This is a genomic window from Enterococcus sp. B2E4, assembly GCF_030499455.1.
In the GTDB taxonomy this organism is placed as follows: Bacteria; Bacillota; Bacilli; order Lactobacillales; family Enterococcaceae; genus Enterococcus_D; species Enterococcus_D casseliflavus.
Genome location: NZ_JAUKPK010000006.1, coordinates 63,075 through 78,899 on the forward strand (window position 1 = coordinate 63,075; position 15,825 = coordinate 78,899).

Genomic DNA, 15,825 nt, shown 5'->3' on the forward strand with positions numbered 1-15,825 from the left:
TCCTTGCTTGTTGTTTGGAGGAAATTCGCACTTCGATTATACTGTTCTTATGGAGTAGGAGAGGAATGAAAAGATGAATACTTTTTTTGAAACGTTGAATGAGCGAAAAGGGGAATTGCTGACAGCTGTCTTTGAACATTTGTCATTGTCGATCATTGCGCTGCTCGTGGCGATCGTTATTGCTGTTCCTTTAGCTATTTGGCTGGTTAATCATAAACGGGCAGCGGAAGTCGGCCTACAAATAACGAGTGTGTTACAGACGATTCCATCACTGGCACTGTTAGGTTTATTGATCCCATTCGTGGGGATCGGAACGCCACCTGCATTGATCGCATTGGTTATTTATGCGTTATTGCCGATCTTTCAAAATACCTATATTGGCCTTTCGGAGATCGATCCATCAATCGAAGAAGCTGCTGCGGCATTTGGTATGTCTCGGATGCGCCGATTGATCAAAGTCGAATTGCCGATTGCTTTGCCTGTCATAATTTCTGGGATTCGCACGGCGCTGGTCTTGATCATCGGAACAGCGACCTTAGCCGCTTTGATTGGCGCTGGCGGGTTAGGTTCCTTTATTTTGTTAGGGATCGATCGAAATGCGCCTGAGTTAACGTTGATTGGTGCGATCGGGTCTGCCTTGTTGGCGATTGTTTTCAGTACTCTGATTCGTTACCTACAACATTTAAAACCGCGCTATACCTTGATCACGTTGGCAGCAATCATCTTGCTGATTGGTGGGGTTTCCTTCTCACAAAGCGGATTTTTTGCTCCCAAAACCATTACGATCGCAGGGAAACTAGGGTCTGAACCTGATATCTTGATCAACATGTACAAAGAATTGATTGAACAAGAAGACCCTGATGCCCAAGTTGAACTAGAGCCAAATTTTGGAAAAACCTCTTTCTTATTCAGCGCATTGGACAATGGTCAAGTTGATATATATCCAGAGTTTACTGGTACCGTGTTGGAGAGCTTAGTTGAGGTACCAGAAGAGCTTGCGAGTCAAAACCTTGACTCCGACGAAACCTATACCGAAGCAGTCAATCTATTGAAGGATCAGTTTGAGATGACCTTGCTTCAGCCGATGGCGTATCAAAATACCTATGCGTTGGCTGTCAAAAAAGAATTTGCGGAGGAAAATGGACTAACCACGATCTCTGATTTGAAGAAAATCGAAAATCAAATCAAAGCTGGCTTCACTCTCGAATTCATTGATCGGACGGACGGATATGCGGGGATCCAAGAACTTTATGGGCTAGATTTTCCAAGTGTCCAAAGTATGGAACCAGCATTGCGTTACCAAGCCATCAATAATGGTGATATCAATCTACTGGATGCCTATTCCACGGACAGTGAATTGCGTCAATATGGCTTAGTTATTCTAGAAGACGATCAGGAACTATTTCCACCTTATCAAGGAGCGCCTTTGATGAAAGAAGCCTTTGCCGAGGAACATCCAGAAGTCGTCCGTGCATTGGAAAAGTTGGCAGGGAAAATCACCGAAGAACAAATGAGTGAAATGAATTATCAGGTCAATGTCGAAGGAAAAAATCCAGCAGAAGTTGCACGTACCTTCCTGATAGATGAAGGATTAATTAAGGAGGGACAAGAATGACACCAATTATTGAATTTAAAAACGTCAGTAAAAAGTTTGATCAAAAACTAGTGATCGATCAATTAGATCTGAGTATCAATAAAGGAGAAATCTTTGTTTTGGTCGGTCCTTCTGGGAGTGGGAAAACGACGACTTTGAAGATGATCAACGCGTTGTCAGAACCGACAGATGGTGATATTTACTTCAAAGAAAAACGCATCAAAGAATACAATATTCAAAAGATGCGTTGGCAAATGGGGTATGTTCTCCAACAAATCGCTCTGTTTCCGACGATGGATGTCAAACAAAATATCGAAGTGATCCCAGAGATGTTAGGGTGGTCAAAAAAAGATCGCTCAGAAGCCGTGGATCGTTTGCTGACACAGGTCAAACTTGACCCAGAGCAGTACCGTCATCGAATGCCGAAAGAATTGTCTGGTGGAGAACAGCAACGGATCGGGATCTTGCGCGCGTTAGCTGCCAATCCCGAAATCATTCTGATGGACGAACCCTTTAGTGCCCTTGATCCAATTTCTCGTAATTCTTTACAGGAGCTAGTCCTCGATCTGCACCAAGAGCTTGGGACGACGATTATTTTTGTCACGCATAACATGAAAGAAGCGGTAAAATTAGGGACGCGCATCGCTGTGATGAATCAAGGGAAGATCGTTCAATGCGATACACCAGAAGTCATTGTTTCACAACCGAAGACCGCTTTTGTGAAAAGCTTCTTTGAAGAAACGGGGGAAGATGAAGCAAAACTGGTCACAGCAGGAGATTTGATACGGATGAACTTTTTCAGCAATGACATCAATCAAGCTGACCCGAAAATTGCAGCATCTACGCCATTAAATGAGTTGTATACTTTATTTGCGAGTCATGAGACGTTGGTGATCGAAGAAAATCACCAACTGATAGGGAGTCTACGTCGAAAAGATGTGTTTGCTTTCTTGAGTCGTGATCGAACGTAAACGATTCTTTTCTCAACGAGAAATATCATAAATTTTTTAAAATCGATGATTTCTCTTGCTCAAAGCAAAAATTCCACGTAAGATTGAGGAAGATATCTTTTGTCAAAATGGCAGAACAAGCTTTCGCCGATGACAAAAGATGCAGTAAAGGAGCGAAAGAGCAGCTATGGTAAAAATCCTCAAAGAAAATTGGTTACTGCTTTTCTTTATCGTCGCCGTGGTTCTCATCCGTCTGTTTGTCCTGACCCCAGTTCAAGTCAGTGGCCATTCTATGGACCCAACGTTGGCAGATAAACAGCGTTTGATTGCATCAAAAATCTCCTCCTATGACCGACAAGACATCGTGATATGTGTTGAACCAGATGATCCAAGTAAAATCGCTGTCAAGCGGTTGATTGGTTTACCCGGTGATACCATCGAGATGAAAGATGATGTCCTAACGATCAATGGAGAAGTATACGAAGAACCCTATTTAGATGAGTTTAAAGAGAAATTTGCAGACGATCAATTACAAGACGAATATTCTTATCGCGAAATGTTTCAGCAAATCGCCGCTGGTGCGGAACAGTTTACGGAAGATTTCTCAGAAACGGTGCCTGAAGGCAGCTATTTTGTGATGGGAGACAATCGTTTGATCTCTAGAGACAGTCGCAGTTTCGGGGTTGTAACGGAAGATCAAATGGAAGGGAAAGTGCTGCTGCGCTTTTGGCCATTGAATCAAATCAAACTATTTTAATCAAAAGAAAAAACATTCTTGCCAGTGCAGCGAAAACGATCGCAACTGACAAGAATGTTTTTTAGATGACCCAAGCGACAAATGCAACCATGGAAAAGAACATTGTCCAAACCGCAATAATAGCTGATGCAATAAAAATAATTTTGATTGATAAAGGTTGGACAAATTTTCGAGCATCTTTAGAGAACGCATAGGTGATCGATGAAAAAATCAAGCAGCATAAAATAAAAAACACTGTTAGAACCATAAGCCTCTCCTTTACTGACGCAACGTCAAATGAATAATGTAATTATAACAGACCATGGTTTTTTGGGGAAATAAAAATGATTAAACGAGGGAATTTTTTTGTGGATGTAATCGTTTTATAGAGAAGTGTAAGAAAGGTCAAACCTTGATAGACAGCGAATCTATAAAAATAAGATGTGTTATTTAAGTATTTTTATAAATTTTTCTTTATGAATAAAAGAACAAAAGAAAAAAGCTTGTTGAAAAACGCTGGTTTCAACAAGCTTTTAAAGGTCGTTTATGATAATTTTTTAATCCGATAACTTTCAAAGTAATCAGGTTTGCCTCGACCTTGCACATACGCGATAACGCCCATTAAGGCAGCACCAATCGTGTTGGTCAGTAAATCACCCATCGTATCCATCAATGCTTCACGACCGATAAACGGAGTACCATCTAAGGTTGCATAACGTTGGAGGTTCATTCCACCAACAGAATCGCAGATAAACTCCCAAAACTCCCAGAAGATACCACACAAGCCAGCAAAAGCAAAGCCCATCAGTAAGAATAACCAGGGAGAGACGTTTGAAACTTTGACTTCTTTTAGTAGCAGACAGATCAATCCATAGCCGACAGCCGTCAAGACCATTGGACTTACCGCATGCAGAATTTTATCCCAGAAAGCAATGGTTTCGATCAAATGTAAGATCGTCCCCATAAATACAGAGATCAGCAAGAAAAACCAATAAAAGTAGACGGTGGCGTTTGGTAGCTGGATTTTCAAGAACTTTTTACTCATTTCTGGGACGAAGATCAATAAAATCCCAAGCAAGGCTTGGGCGAGGAAAATCAATCCTTGTGTTTGCGGATAGACACCACGGAAAAATTCCCACAAAGAAAAACAAAACACGAGAATACCAAAAATAGTGAATACCTTTTGCAGTCGCTGATAATTTTGCCCCATTTAGTTGTCCTCCGAAAGATAGTCGGCTAAGCCAGCTAAAAGGGCTGCTTCAGAGGAGTAAATTTCCCCGTTTAGCTTGATCAAACCCACCGTATAAAGATTGACATAGTGGAACTGATTTTCCGCAACGGTTTGTAATGCTGCCAGCTTTTGCTGATTGTCGGCACCTTGTTGGCGACTATCCGTATAAAGCCCTAAAACAGGAATGCCTTTAGCATAAGCGACACCGATCTCAGAGGCAACCCCAGCATCGATGGTCAAACCATCCAGCAATGCGATCATTAAATCACTTTTCAGCACTTTTTCGGTATCTGCCAAAGCGATCATTTTGCTATCCGCATAGGCGGATTTATCATTGATCGCGGCATTTTCTTGAGGTAAATAAATCTCCAGCTGCGGATACTGCTGACGAATCGACGCAACAAGTTCGGCGTTGTAGCGCAGGTCACTAGCAGCAAACAGGGGAGCAGCAAAATATAGTTTCATTCAAAAACACTCCTTAATCATTCATAGTTGTACATTTTGTTGATTCGTTGTTTAGAAATAATCGCTGAAATAGGCTTCCATATCAGGGATGATCGATTCCAGTAATGCCAGTGTTTCTGAATCGGTATTTAGCCGTTCCACACGCTCTAAGTAAGCTGGGCGGCGGTAATTCATCAACAGACAAGACAATGTCTGAATATCCAGCTGGACCGCTTTTCCGATGGCTTCTCTTGAAACCACGATCTCCCCGTGATTGTATTGGACACCGAAGATCCCGTTGTTCCAATCGGCAACTGGGTCGGAAACAACAAAGTGAAAGGGTGTTTGGAAGGCTTCAAATGGGAAGTTTTTCAAAAACTGTTCAACATCGACGATCCGCGCCATGTAATAAGCCTCGATGGTTTCTTTGATTTGGCTATCGTCCAAGTAGAAGGACAGGGGTTCGTTTGAATATATGTCTCCTTTGACCCAATAAACCATTGAGAAATGGGCAGAGATAAAATTCCAAAGACCATTGCGGGCTTCTTGATTCAAGTAGAACATTTCCTTTACATGGAAGACTTCTTCGGCTACCCAATAAAAAAGTACACCAGTCGGATGACCACTGGCATTGTAATAAACAGCCGCGGTGCGCTCTTCTTCATTTTCATAGCGCCAATACTCTTCCCAGTGAAAAGAGGTCCGCTGCAAGGCACCATGATTGTCGCGGGAGAATTGGTTGTAGACAGTAAAGACATCAGGGTCATCCACTTCTTTGCGCTCTACGATCCCAGGGACTTCTTTGGTTTTCGGAAGCTGGGTATCACGAATTTTAAAGGTCAGCTTGTCGGACATAATCTCCCAGCCTTTGCGACGATAGTAGGGCACATTATAAGGGTAAAGGTAGGAGATCCATTGCTGATCTTCCCGCATCGTTTCTAAGGCAAGCTTGATCAAGTCTTTCATCAGGCCATGCCCGGCATACTCAGGGTAGGTCCCAACACCGGTCACTCCGCCCATTTTGATCAATTTGCCGTGTATATTGACTTCACAAGGATAAACGGCGATTTGCGAGATCAACTTGTCTTCATTGAACCAGCCAAAGACTTTGGAAAGCTCTAAGATCGGGCGCTTAGATTTGATCATTTCCCGTTTGCTCTCATAGCCGCTTTCTTCAATATCCGATTCAGTGATCTGAAAAACATAGCTTAACAGTTCGTTGAACTGATCAACGTCTTTTTCTTCCACCGCTCGAATATGTAGATTTTGATGAAAATTATTGTCCATTCTTTCAACTCCAATTTATTTGCTAGCTCTAGTATAGCAAAACCTGAATGAATATGTCTAAATAACGGTTAAGAAAAATACTTTATCTATTGGCGTTTCGTTGGTATAATAGAAAAGCTGACTAAAAGAAATGAGGAACGTATCCATGAACATAGAAGAAATGAAAAAACGACAGGAGAAGATTCGTAATTTCTCCATTATCGCCCATATCGACCATGGGAAATCAACACTGGCGGACCGTATTTTGGAACAAACCCATACGGTGACGTCACGAGAAATGCAAAACCAGCTATTAGACTCCATGGATCTTGAACGTGAACGAGGAATCACAATCAAATTAAATGCCGTGGAACTTAACTATACCGCCAAAGACGGCGAAACCTACATCTTCCATTTGATCGACACCCCAGGGCACGTCGATTTCACCTATGAAGTTTCCCGCAGTTTGGCTGCTTGTGAAGGCGCCGTGCTCGTCGTTGATGCAGCTCAAGGGATCGAAGCACAGACATTGGCAAACGTCTACTTGGCGTTAGACAATGATTTAGAGATTCTACCAGTCATTAATAAAATAGACTTGCCAGCTGCCGATCCTGAGCGAGTACGAACAGAGATCGAAGATGTGATCGGTATCGATGCCAGTGAAGCTGTTTTAGCAAGTGCCAAAGCAGGTATTGGGATCGAAGACATTTTGGAACAAATTGTTGAGTATGTCCCAGCTCCAGCAGGTGATATTGAAGCACCGCTAAAAGCGTTGATCTTTGACTCCGTGTACGATTCCTATCGTGGGGTGGTCTTAAACGTCCGCATCATGGACGGGATGGTCAAACCTGGAGATAAAATCAAAATGATGAGCAATGGCAAGACCTTTGATGTTACGGAAGTTGGTGTCTTTTCACCAAAAGCCATTCAACGAGATGCGTTGATGGTGGGCGATGTTGGGTATATCACTGCTGCCATCAAGACCGTTAAAGATACCCAAGTCGGGGATACGGTGACGTTAGCCAACAATCCAGCAGAAGAAGCCTTAGCTGGTTATCGTCAAATGAATCCGATGGTTTATTGCGGATTGTACCCAATCGATACTTCACGCTACAACGACCTTCGAGAAGCATTGGAAAAATTACAATTGAATGATGCAGCATTGCAATTTGAACCAGAAACCTCTCAAGCATTAGGATTTGGGTTCCGTTGTGGCTTCTTAGGCCTATTACACATGGATGTCGTGCAAGAACGGCTAGAACGTGAATTTAACCTTGAGTTGATTACGACTGCACCATCCGTAATCTATCATGTCAACAAGACAGATGGCTCAATGGTCGTCGTTGATAACCCGGCAGAATTTCCTGAACCAGTCACGATCGAAAACGTACAAGAACCTTACGTCAAAGCACAAATCATGGTGCCTAATGATTACGTCGGTGCTGTAATGGAATTGTCCCAACGCAAACGGGGAGACTTTGTCACGATGGATTACTTGGATGATTATCGTGTAAACGTCGTTTATGAGATCCCACTATCGGAAATCGTCTTTGATTTCTTTGATAAATTGAAATCCAGCACCAAAGGCTACGCATCACTCGATTATGAAATGTCTGGTTACCGAACTAGCAAGCTAGTGAAGATGGACATCTTGCTGAATACTGAAAAAGTCGATGCGTTAAGCTTTATCGTTCACCGTGACTTTGCGTATGAACGCGGTAAAGCCATCGTTGAAAAACTGAAAAAACTGATCCCACGACAACAATTTGAAGTACCGATCCAAGCAGCCATCGGACAAAAAATCGTTGCGCGTTCCGACATCAAAGCCTTGCGTAAAAACGTATTGGCGAAATGTTACGGCGGTGACGTTTCTCGAAAACGCAAACTCCTAGAGAAACAAAAAGAAGGGAAGAAGCGGATGAAACAAATCGGCTCCGTCGAAGTACCGCAAGAAGCCTTCATGGCAGTTCTGAAGATGGATGAGGACGAACCGAAGAAATAATCTGTTTTGACGGATGTCAGTAAGAGGAATAAAATGAAAGTACCTTCGAGAGAAGGTGCTTTTTTTAATAAAAGGAAAAATATAAAATGACCGAAGGGACATTCGTCGGTTGTTTAGTAGATAGTTTCAATCGATTGATGCGTGGCTTTTGATAGATTGAAGATCGGAGATGATTTGCGCATGAAGGCGTTGTATTTTAATGAATTCGGTGATTCAACTGTTTTAACATATGGGGATTTGCCGGATCCCATCATTCATGAAAATGAGCTATTGGTAGAAATGGTGTATATTGGGTTGAATTATGCTGATATTTATCGGAGAAAGGGCACCTATCATATTGAATCCCGAGAGCCTCTTATTAATGGCTATGAAGGGGTAGGGAGGATTATTCAAAAAGGAACATCTGTCTCCAAGTTTCAGCTAGGGGAAACGATTCTTTTTGTGGATGTTCCTTTTGCCAATGCAGAATTGGTGGCTGTCCCTGAGGAAAATGCCATACGTATTCCATCAGGTATACCACCTAAATTAGCAGCCAGTATTGGACTGCAAGGGTTGACAGCTGATTTTTTAGCTCATGATCTTGGCAATAATGTGAATCATAGTAAGGTCTTCGTCCATGGGATAAGTGGTGGCGTCGGACAAATTTTATCGCAATTATTAACCGCAGATGGTCTAGAAGTGTATGGCGTCACTTCTACGGAAGAAAAGCGACAACTGGCTTTAGACCAAGGCGCAAAACAAGTCTTTTTAAGAAATACAAAATGGCAAGATACCTACACTTCTTTCTTTGATACCGTTTATGATGGCATTGGGCATACATTAGCCGAAAGTGTCGACTTGCTCAAAAATAGAGGGAAGGTTGTCTTTTTTGGCATGGCCGGCGGAAATCCGCCAGCGATCGACTTTATTCCCTTGCTATCTAAATCAAAAAGTATTTTGACAGGGGATCTCTGGGATTACTTGACAAGTTTTCAAGAGCGGGAGAGAAGAAGCTCTCGATTGTTTGACTACTTTAGCAAGGATCAAATGAAAATCAGTCAACCAACCATTTTTTCATTAGCTGACGGAAAAGCTGCCCATGATTATTTAGAATCTGGAAAAAGTATCGGTAAAATTCTGCTGCAACCATAAGAAGGTAAAAAACTAGATGTTTTTATTGCAAACGATACACCGAATGTTTGATGTTTCACTAAGGCATTTTTTATATAATCGATAGTTCTCTTATGATATATCTTTAAGGATAAAAATAAATGTAAAATGAATAGAATATTGCAAGAATCTAATGTTTTCTATTTCTTCAGTGAGAATAAGATAAAACTTTGTGATAAACAGTACATTTAATTTGAAAATATTTAATTACAGCAGTAAGATAAATATATCAAATACTTAAGGAGTGATATCTATGACAAACTATGAAGAAAAGGAAGCAAAAGCATTGGTAAAGATTGCAGAGGTTCTTGATAAGTTAGATGAGAATTTAGCGGAATTAGACACACTAGATGCAGACGCAAAAAAACATAGTATGAAGAAATGGATCGTTGAGAAAAAAGCGATTCATGAAATCAAAAAGATCGCACACGAAGCCGGTAAGTATGAAAAGTACGATGAAAAAGCACTACAAAAAGAAATTGATGAAGTTGAGAAGTATATGTAATTGAAGAATAATAAGAAATTGTCACCATTATTCAGCAATTGAAATCTGAATTGATAAAAGCCAGATTTCAATTGAAGATTTAGAATTGACAATGATCTCAATAAGCCCATGCTCTTATGAGTTTGGGCTTATTTGCTGTACATAGGATTAACCACCCCAAGCTGAATAGGCATGGAAGATCATGTTCTACAATGACAAGATAAAACATTAGTTAAAGGGGGACGGGGAAAAATCCAAAAATAAAGAAAGTCTGTTTTTTCGTTTTTTTCATCGACTTTCTCTATTTTTTTCGACAAGCTTTTCGCTTATTCTAAATTTATGAGCGGTATCATAGTAAATAGTTAACAAAACGTTTAGACCATTTGAAAAACATCTTTGCACAAAATAGTGACGAGAGGTTTATGGCTGATAAGCAATTCGATTGTCTATTACAACATAGTAGAAAGTTCTTTATTGAAGATAAAATAATAAACTATATAGATGAAACGGGTGATTACATGGAAACAACATTTTTCATTTCGAAAAATACTTCTGTCACGTCAAAACAGTTGAAAAATGAAGTGATTGGACATGCTTGCAAGATCTTGCAGCGTGACATTTTAACCGTTGTGACAGACACGAGGAAGGCAAATAAAATTGAATTGGTTTTACTTGATGAAAAAAATGAAACGGATGCTTTTCATATACTTTTCGTATCGCCAGATAAAGTAAAAGTGTGTGCTGAAACACCGTTAGGATTAATGTATGGGGTTCTTGAAATCTCTCATAAAATTTTAGGTGTTCAACCCTTTTGGTATTTCATGGAGATTCACCCAATAAAAAAACCATTTATTGAATGGACAGGTTTTGACTTAACATTGCCTGATTTTGCAACGGACTATCGGGGCTGGTTCGTTAATGATGAGTTGCTGCTGGATCAATGGGAAGATAATGGTTCAAATGAATATGTATGGGAACGTATTTATGAAACATTGTTACGTTTAGGCGGAAATGTCATCATCCCTGGAACAGATAAGAACAGTCATAGAAATCGAGAAAGTGCGCAAGCGATGGGGTTGATTTATACACATCATCATGCCGAGCCACTAGGCGCTGAGATGTTTGCTAGAAGGTATCCTGGTTTGAAGGCTTCATACGAGGAACATTTTGCGTTGTTTCAGGAATTATGGAAAAAAGCCATACACGAGCAAAAAGGTACCAAGGTTATCTACACACTTGGTTTTCGCGGACAAGGGGATTGTCCTTTTTGGGTAGAAGATCTTGATCGACAGTGGTTAGCAGTGGAAAAAGCAGCAGTGATCAACGAAGTCGTCCATCTGCAATACCATATGGTTAAAGAAATCGATCCTCATGCAGTATGTTCAGTGAACATTTATGGGGAGATGACGGAATTATTTAATCTTGGCTTACTTGAGCTTCCAGATGATGTGATTGAGATTTGGGCGGATAATGGTTATGGCAAAATGGTTTCTCGTAGACAAGAAAATCACGATCCACGAGATGAGGTGTTAACAAACACATCAAAACCAAATCAATCAAGAGGAATCTACTATCACGTTGCCTTTCATGATTTACAAGCATCTAATTTCTTGACGATCTTGCCTAATAGCCCAGAATTTGTTTCTAGAGAGTTAATGGCGGTTAGAGAAGTCAAGATGGATAAGTTTGTCTTAGTCAATACAGGCAACATAAAACCGCATATTTTGTTCTTACAAGAAATAGCGAATTTCTGGCGAGCAGATTATCAGTTACGAACCAATCAAGAGATAATTTCAGAGCATGTAACACAATATTATCAAAATCAGCAAGAAGAGATCCAAGCTGTCTATGAAGCTTACTTTGAAGCGATTATTCGCTATGGAACACATGAGGATCAAACCGCTGGGGACGAGTTTGCCTGTTATTTGATTCGAAAAATTATTCAATCTTGGCTCAAGCAAGAAACAAAAATTCCGAGGATAGAATGGTTGACGGGTGATCGGAAAATCAAGGAGCAAGTCACAGAAATTTTCTCTATGATAGGAGAAAAGATAGCAGCCTGGGAGAATCTATTGCTGAGATGCCAGCAGATTACATCATCCCTTCAGGATAAACGTGCGCAAAATGCTCGCTTTTTTAATGATATTTACCTCTCAGTAGCCGTTCAATGCAAAACATTAAAAGCACTGCTCCATTTGTTAGACGCTTATCAGATGCTTGATCGGGAAGAAATGGTCTTTGTATTTGTAAAAGTTTTCGATGCGTTAGAAGAAATCCATCAACTAATTCAAATACTAAAGGAAAATCCTAGTGATACATGGTATGATTTTTATGAAAATGATGGCTATACCAACCTAACATTGACAAAAGAGATGATCAAAAGTCTGTTATCTTACATTCGCATCATTGGCGATGGTCCAGATCAAGATCAGTGGGAGAGAAAATATATTATGGATCCCACTGAATCAAGAGTTATGTTGCTTTCAAATACTAAAAAAGCGTTGACGGATGAAAAGTTAGCAAGAAAAATCAGAGTAGCCTTAAGGTATTGAAATAAGTACTTTTAAAGATGCGAGTAGACATCCTTGCATTTTTTATTAATAATTTTAGTCATTATCTATGGATATATAGCCATGCAATTTTGGCCCGGATTTAGCGAACTTTCCAATTTCATAAAATAATTGTTCTTGAGCATCTTTTTGAGAAAATTTCAAGTCATATATTTATAAACGGTTTAAGACAACTTCCTAGCCTACAGAGTTAGGAAGTTTTTGTGTAGAAAATCGATTGACTACAATAGCAAAAAAAGTTAATGTTTATTTATATATAATCATAAAAACGAAAATATATCTTGCAAAGTGAATGTTTTATGGGCTTTTATGTAATGATGAACTTTCTAAAAATGATTTATTGAGGAGCGTCTTTTGAAAAACACCTTACTCTTTTACCTAAAATTAGAAACAAACAGCCTAAAGCATCGCTTTATAGTAGTATTCTTGCTGTTATTGCCGCTATTTTTTGTTTTCATTCAAAAAAATGTGACAGAAACAGTCGCAGCTATTGCTCAGGCACGACTATCATCTATCGATATCGCCTTGCAAAGTTATCAAAAAATTGATTTGACCGATGTCGAGAATACCGATGAGCGTTACCTTAGTCTTATCTATCAATCCAACGCTTTAGCAACCATGACACAATCTGCTATGTTAGAAAATCGCCAACGGTATCTATCTGCCAGCATAGATTATGGTGAAAAAATGGAAACGTTCTATGAGCAGTATGCCGCTGAAACTGACCAATCCCTGTTTCCAAAACAGGCAAAAGTGGTTCAAGAAACAAGTGAGTTCACACAAGTACTTGCCAAAAGAAAAGAATTTCATTGGAATCAGCAAGGATTCAGTGACTACTGGAAAACCGTTTTTTTACTCTATGGCGCACTACTTTTTTATTTGACTGTTTTCTGGTCAGCAGATCTTTTTCTTTCAGAAGTGAAACGACCGCAGTTTTCCAACAGCTTACCTTTTAGAAAACGAGACCGAATTTTTATTCCTATCATCATTCGACTGGCAATTTGCACCATAGGGACCAGCTTGCTTTTGATCAGTGCTGTTTTTTGTTCTTTCTTTTTTGATCATGTTGATTTTTCATATCCTTTTGCCTATTGGTTGCGGGAAATTCAAGCAGTTGAATTTCTTCTCTTTTTGCTCTTGTATTTTCTGATGACGATTGTCATCACTGGCTTTGCCATTTGTTTGACCTCGTTCATTTTTACTGTAACGAAAGACGTCTTACAAACCTGCTTACTTGCTAGTTTACTTGGGGCATTACCGCTGATTGTTCCTAGTCGGATCTGGCTGCTTACACCATTTCAATTTCTGAATGTCTTCCAGCTGCTTCAAGGAGACTATGCTTTTGCCAGTGATTGGTCATTCTATTCTTTTTATTTCGCTCTGATCCTCTTGCTCATCTATACGGTCGCTCTTTTTTGGTTGACCACACAACGATTGAAAGAGGGATTAAGGAAATGAGTATCTGGATGTTCGAATTAAAGCGACAGTTTCGCCAAAAAAGAACGTATGTCTCTTTTTTTCTGCTTTTCTTCTTAGGTGTCTACTATACGTTGCAGGTCGCATCCACTTTCGAGCCGATCGATAAAATCAATCGACCTGTTATCAGTACTAGAGTTGCGGAAAGGCAGACATTTCTAGAAAATACTACTGTGGATGAAAACACTCACTTTTATGTTCATTATGCGCTGAGTGTATTTCCGATTTGGAACAAATGGGATCAAATGCGATTAGCAGCGATCGATAATCATGATTGGCGGCAATACGCTGAAGCCACGAGTGAATGGTATCGGTTTTCTGACGAGCAGCTATTCGCAAACGATATTGGGGTTCTACGTTACGACATTCCTTATTATTTAAACAATAATCCGAATGCAAAAATCGATGGACATTACGACTATCAAAAAAATATCTTGAAATATCAGGAATTTGCCCGCTATGAGGGGGAGGTGACAGCACAAGCCTTGGAGGAAAAAACGGCTTTGCAGGCCTTGCTCAGAAGCAGTGAAACGATCTTGCCAATGGCTTTGCTTTTCTTTTTCATTTTAGGAATTAGTGATAGTTTTACACGGGACCAAAAACATGAGACACTGCTTGCGACATTTCCATTGCGCAAGTCTCGCAGATTTTTAGCCAAAGCTGCAGCTGGGTTAGCGTATGGGCTCAGCTTGCTTTTACCAGTCATGGCTTGCGTTTTTCTCTATAGCTTTACCCATGAAGTTGGGCGCTTAGATTATCCAGTGGCGGTTTATTGGACGAGTGGTATCGAAGTGAATTTTGGTTTATCGACGTTGGGAAATGTGTTGCTTCGTTGCCTTGCTCTCTATGTGTTGTTCCTGATTCTTGGTTTTCTATTTGCGTTTTTACTAAATAAGTGGTTTTCTTCCCAGATTATTAGTGCGATGTTTTCATTGCTGCTGCTTGTTTCCAGTAATTTTTATCTGGTTCGAGGTGGCGGAGCATACAATAGCTGGCATTTTTTCCCCACTTCTTTTGTTAGTATTGGGAAGGTCGTATTGGGGAGAAGCTGGTTTGATTATTATGATCCTCGGATGCGTTTTGATTTCGGAGTCAGGGTCTTATTAGCCTGGATCGTTCGTTTAACGGGTTTGCTTCTGCTTACCTATCTGATTGAAGGGAGACGAAAAAAATGTTGAGCATTCAGAATTTATCCGTCAATTTTGGAGATAAGCAGATCCTAAAAAATATTTCCTTTGATTTGCCAGAAAAGGCGATTATTGGTTTAGTAGCGCCAAATGGTACTGGCAAGACCACAATGATGAAAGCAATCCTGGGACAAGTATCGCGCTTTTCTGGCGAGATAACGTTAAACGGCGAAGATTTCACTTCGCTAAAGAAAAAAAGCCGTTTATTAGAAAATGTATCTCTATTACCAGATCAAAGTGAATTGTTTGAGGAATTTACCGGTATTGAACATCTTGAGCTATACAAAAGTATTTGGAAGTCATCAAAGAAGGTTGAAACGATCATTGATCTGCTACAAATGGAAGATTATGCAAAAAACCGCGTAGCGACCTATTCATTAGGCATGCGTCAGCGGCTCTGTTTTGCGATGCAAGTAATCGGGGATACGTCATATATGTTCATGGACGAAGTGATGAACGGACTGGATCCTACCAATGTTTTATTGGTTTCGACTATTTTGCAGCAGCTGGCTGCAGAAGGAAAAGCGATCATGGTTTCTTCTCATATTTTGTATAATTTGGAGGAGATCTCTCAGCAGATCTTATTTCTAAAAGATGGGGTTATGTTTGAATACAATGATCCTAAAAAATCATTGATGGAAAAATATCAGGAGATTTATGTGAAGGGCCAATAATAAAAGGACAACCGTCAATTAAAAAGAGAGAAGCAAAAGACAACTCTTTTTTGCTCTCTCTT

The 15,825-nt window shown here is 40.1% G+C and carries 14 protein-coding genes; 10 read left to right on the forward strand and 4 right to left on the reverse strand.

All coding sequences use genetic code 11. From position 1 onward, the window contains the following. Positions 1 to 73: 73 nt before the first annotated feature. From Q1X33_RS06865 to lepB, 3 genes are all read left to right on the forward strand, one after another. Positions 74 to 1,615: an ABC transporter permease/substrate-binding protein gene (locus tag Q1X33_RS06865; protein WP_005226016.1), complete on the forward strand. Its 1,542-nt coding sequence runs from the start codon at positions 74 to 76 to the stop codon at positions 1,613 to 1,615. Continuing rightward, a complete protein-coding gene (locus tag Q1X33_RS06870; RefSeq protein ID WP_005226017.1) occupies positions 1,612 to 2,565 on the forward strand; it encodes an ABC transporter ATP-binding protein in 954 nt (317 codons plus the stop codon). The genes Q1X33_RS06865 and Q1X33_RS06870 overlap by 4 nt, the downstream gene beginning before the upstream one ends. Positions 2,566 to 2,731: 166 nt before the next feature. Then, the gene (lepB, locus tag Q1X33_RS06875; protein ID WP_005226018.1) at positions 2,732 to 3,301 is read left to right on the forward strand and encodes a signal peptidase I; all 570 of its coding nucleotides are present in this window, start codon (positions 2,732 to 2,734) and stop codon (positions 3,299 to 3,301) included. Between the two features lie 61 nt (positions 3,302 to 3,362). Here the strand turns inward: lepB and Q1X33_RS06880 are convergent, their stop codons facing one another. The 4 genes from Q1X33_RS06880 to Q1X33_RS06895 form a co-directional block, all read right to left on the reverse strand. Then, entirely contained in the window at positions 3,363 to 3,548 is a 186-nt protein-coding gene (locus tag Q1X33_RS06880; protein ID WP_005226019.1) for a hypothetical protein, read from the reverse strand. A gap of 276 nt (positions 3,549 to 3,824) precedes the next feature. Then, positions 3,825 to 4,490, reverse strand: coding sequence for a hypothetical protein (locus Q1X33_RS06885; RefSeq protein ID WP_005226020.1), 666 nt, complete (start codon positions 4,488 to 4,490; stop codon positions 3,825 to 3,827). Further along, a complete protein-coding gene (locus tag Q1X33_RS06890; RefSeq protein WP_005226021.1) occupies positions 4,491 to 4,976 on the reverse strand; it encodes a nucleoside 2-deoxyribosyltransferase in 486 nt (161 codons plus the stop codon). 51 nt (positions 4,977 to 5,027) lie between these two features. Beyond that, positions 5,028 to 6,242, reverse strand: a complete 1,215-nt coding sequence (locus Q1X33_RS06895; protein ID WP_301969598.1) for an enhanced intracellular survival protein Eis — start codon at positions 6,240 to 6,242, stop codon at positions 5,028 to 5,030. A gap of 145 nt (positions 6,243 to 6,387) precedes the next feature. On the opposite strand from Q1X33_RS06895, the gene lepA reads away from it, so the two are divergent. The 7 genes from lepA (at position 6,388) to Q1X33_RS06930 (ending at position 15,763) form a co-directional block, all read left to right on the forward strand. After that, on the forward strand, positions 6,388 to 8,223 hold the full coding sequence (lepA, locus tag Q1X33_RS06900; protein WP_005226023.1) for a translation elongation factor 4: 1,836 nt from the start codon (positions 6,388 to 6,390) through the stop codon (positions 8,221 to 8,223). A gap of 180 nt (positions 8,224 to 8,403) precedes the next feature. Then, the gene (locus tag Q1X33_RS06905) at positions 8,404 to 9,354 is read left to right on the forward strand and encodes a zinc-binding dehydrogenase (protein ID WP_034868556.1); all 951 of its coding nucleotides are present in this window, start codon (positions 8,404 to 8,406) and stop codon (positions 9,352 to 9,354) included. Positions 9,355 to 9,625: 271 nt separating this feature from the next. Beyond that, a complete protein-coding gene (locus tag Q1X33_RS06910) occupies positions 9,626 to 9,877 on the forward strand; it encodes a hypothetical protein (RefSeq protein ID WP_015509648.1) in 252 nt (83 codons plus the stop codon). Between the two features lie 497 nt (positions 9,878 to 10,374). Further along, complete coding sequence (locus Q1X33_RS06915; RefSeq protein ID WP_367652788.1) at positions 10,375 to 12,408, forward strand: glycosyl hydrolase 115 family protein; 2,034 nt, start codon at positions 10,375 to 10,377, stop codon at positions 12,406 to 12,408. 372 nt (positions 12,409 to 12,780) lie between these two features. Further along, positions 12,781 to 13,884: a hypothetical protein gene (locus Q1X33_RS06920; protein WP_301969600.1), complete on the forward strand. Its 1,104-nt coding sequence runs from the start codon at positions 12,781 to 12,783 to the stop codon at positions 13,882 to 13,884. Next, positions 13,881 to 15,080, forward strand: a complete 1,200-nt coding sequence (locus tag Q1X33_RS06925; RefSeq protein ID WP_005226028.1) for a hypothetical protein — start codon at positions 13,881 to 13,883, stop codon at positions 15,078 to 15,080. Before Q1X33_RS06920 ends, Q1X33_RS06925 begins: the two co-directional genes overlap by 4 nt. Continuing rightward, positions 15,074 to 15,763, forward strand: a complete 690-nt coding sequence (locus tag Q1X33_RS06930; RefSeq protein ID WP_005226029.1) for an ABC transporter ATP-binding protein — start codon at positions 15,074 to 15,076, stop codon at positions 15,761 to 15,763. The genes Q1X33_RS06925 and Q1X33_RS06930 overlap by 7 nt, the downstream gene beginning before the upstream one ends. Positions 15,764 to 15,825: the final 62 nt, after the last annotated feature.

Bases quoted from the DNA above. Each gene is read 5' to 3' on its own strand.
- Q1X33_RS06905 (WP_034868556.1), top strand. From the start codon at position 8,404: ATGAAGGCGTTGTATTTTAATGAATTCGGTGATTCAACTGTTTTAACA.
- Q1X33_RS06885 (WP_005226020.1), bottom strand. From the start codon at position 4,490: ATGGGGCAAAATTATCAGCGACTGCAAAAGGTATTCACTATTTTTGGT.
- Q1X33_RS06925 (WP_005226028.1), top strand. From the start codon at position 13,881: ATGAGTATCTGGATGTTCGAATTAAAGCGACAGTTTCGCCAAAAAAGA.
- Q1X33_RS06880 (WP_005226019.1), bottom strand. From the start codon at position 3,548: ATGGTTCTAACAGTGTTTTTTATTTTATGCTGCTTGATTTTTTCATCG.
- Q1X33_RS06865 (WP_005226016.1), top strand. From the start codon at position 74: ATGAATACTTTTTTTGAAACGTTGAATGAGCGAAAAGGGGAATTGCTG.
- Q1X33_RS06930 (WP_005226029.1), top strand. From the start codon at position 15,074: ATGTTGAGCATTCAGAATTTATCCGTCAATTTTGGAGATAAGCAGATC.
- Q1X33_RS06910 (WP_015509648.1), top strand. From the start codon at position 9,626: ATGACAAACTATGAAGAAAAGGAAGCAAAAGCATTGGTAAAGATTGCA.
- Q1X33_RS06870 (WP_005226017.1), top strand. From the start codon at position 1,612: ATGACACCAATTATTGAATTTAAAAACGTCAGTAAAAAGTTTGATCAA.
- Q1X33_RS06895 (WP_301969598.1), bottom strand. From the start codon at position 6,242: ATGGACAATAATTTTCATCAAAATCTACATATTCGAGCGGTGGAAGAA.
- Q1X33_RS06915 (WP_367652788.1), top strand. From the start codon at position 10,375: ATGGAAACAACATTTTTCATTTCGAAAAATACTTCTGTCACGTCAAAA.
- lepB (WP_005226018.1), top strand. From the start codon at position 2,732: ATGGTAAAAATCCTCAAAGAAAATTGGTTACTGCTTTTCTTTATCGTC.
- Q1X33_RS06890 (WP_005226021.1), bottom strand. From the start codon at position 4,976: ATGAAACTATATTTTGCTGCTCCCCTGTTTGCTGCTAGTGACCTGCGC.
- lepA (WP_005226023.1), top strand. From the start codon at position 6,388: ATGAACATAGAAGAAATGAAAAAACGACAGGAGAAGATTCGTAATTTC.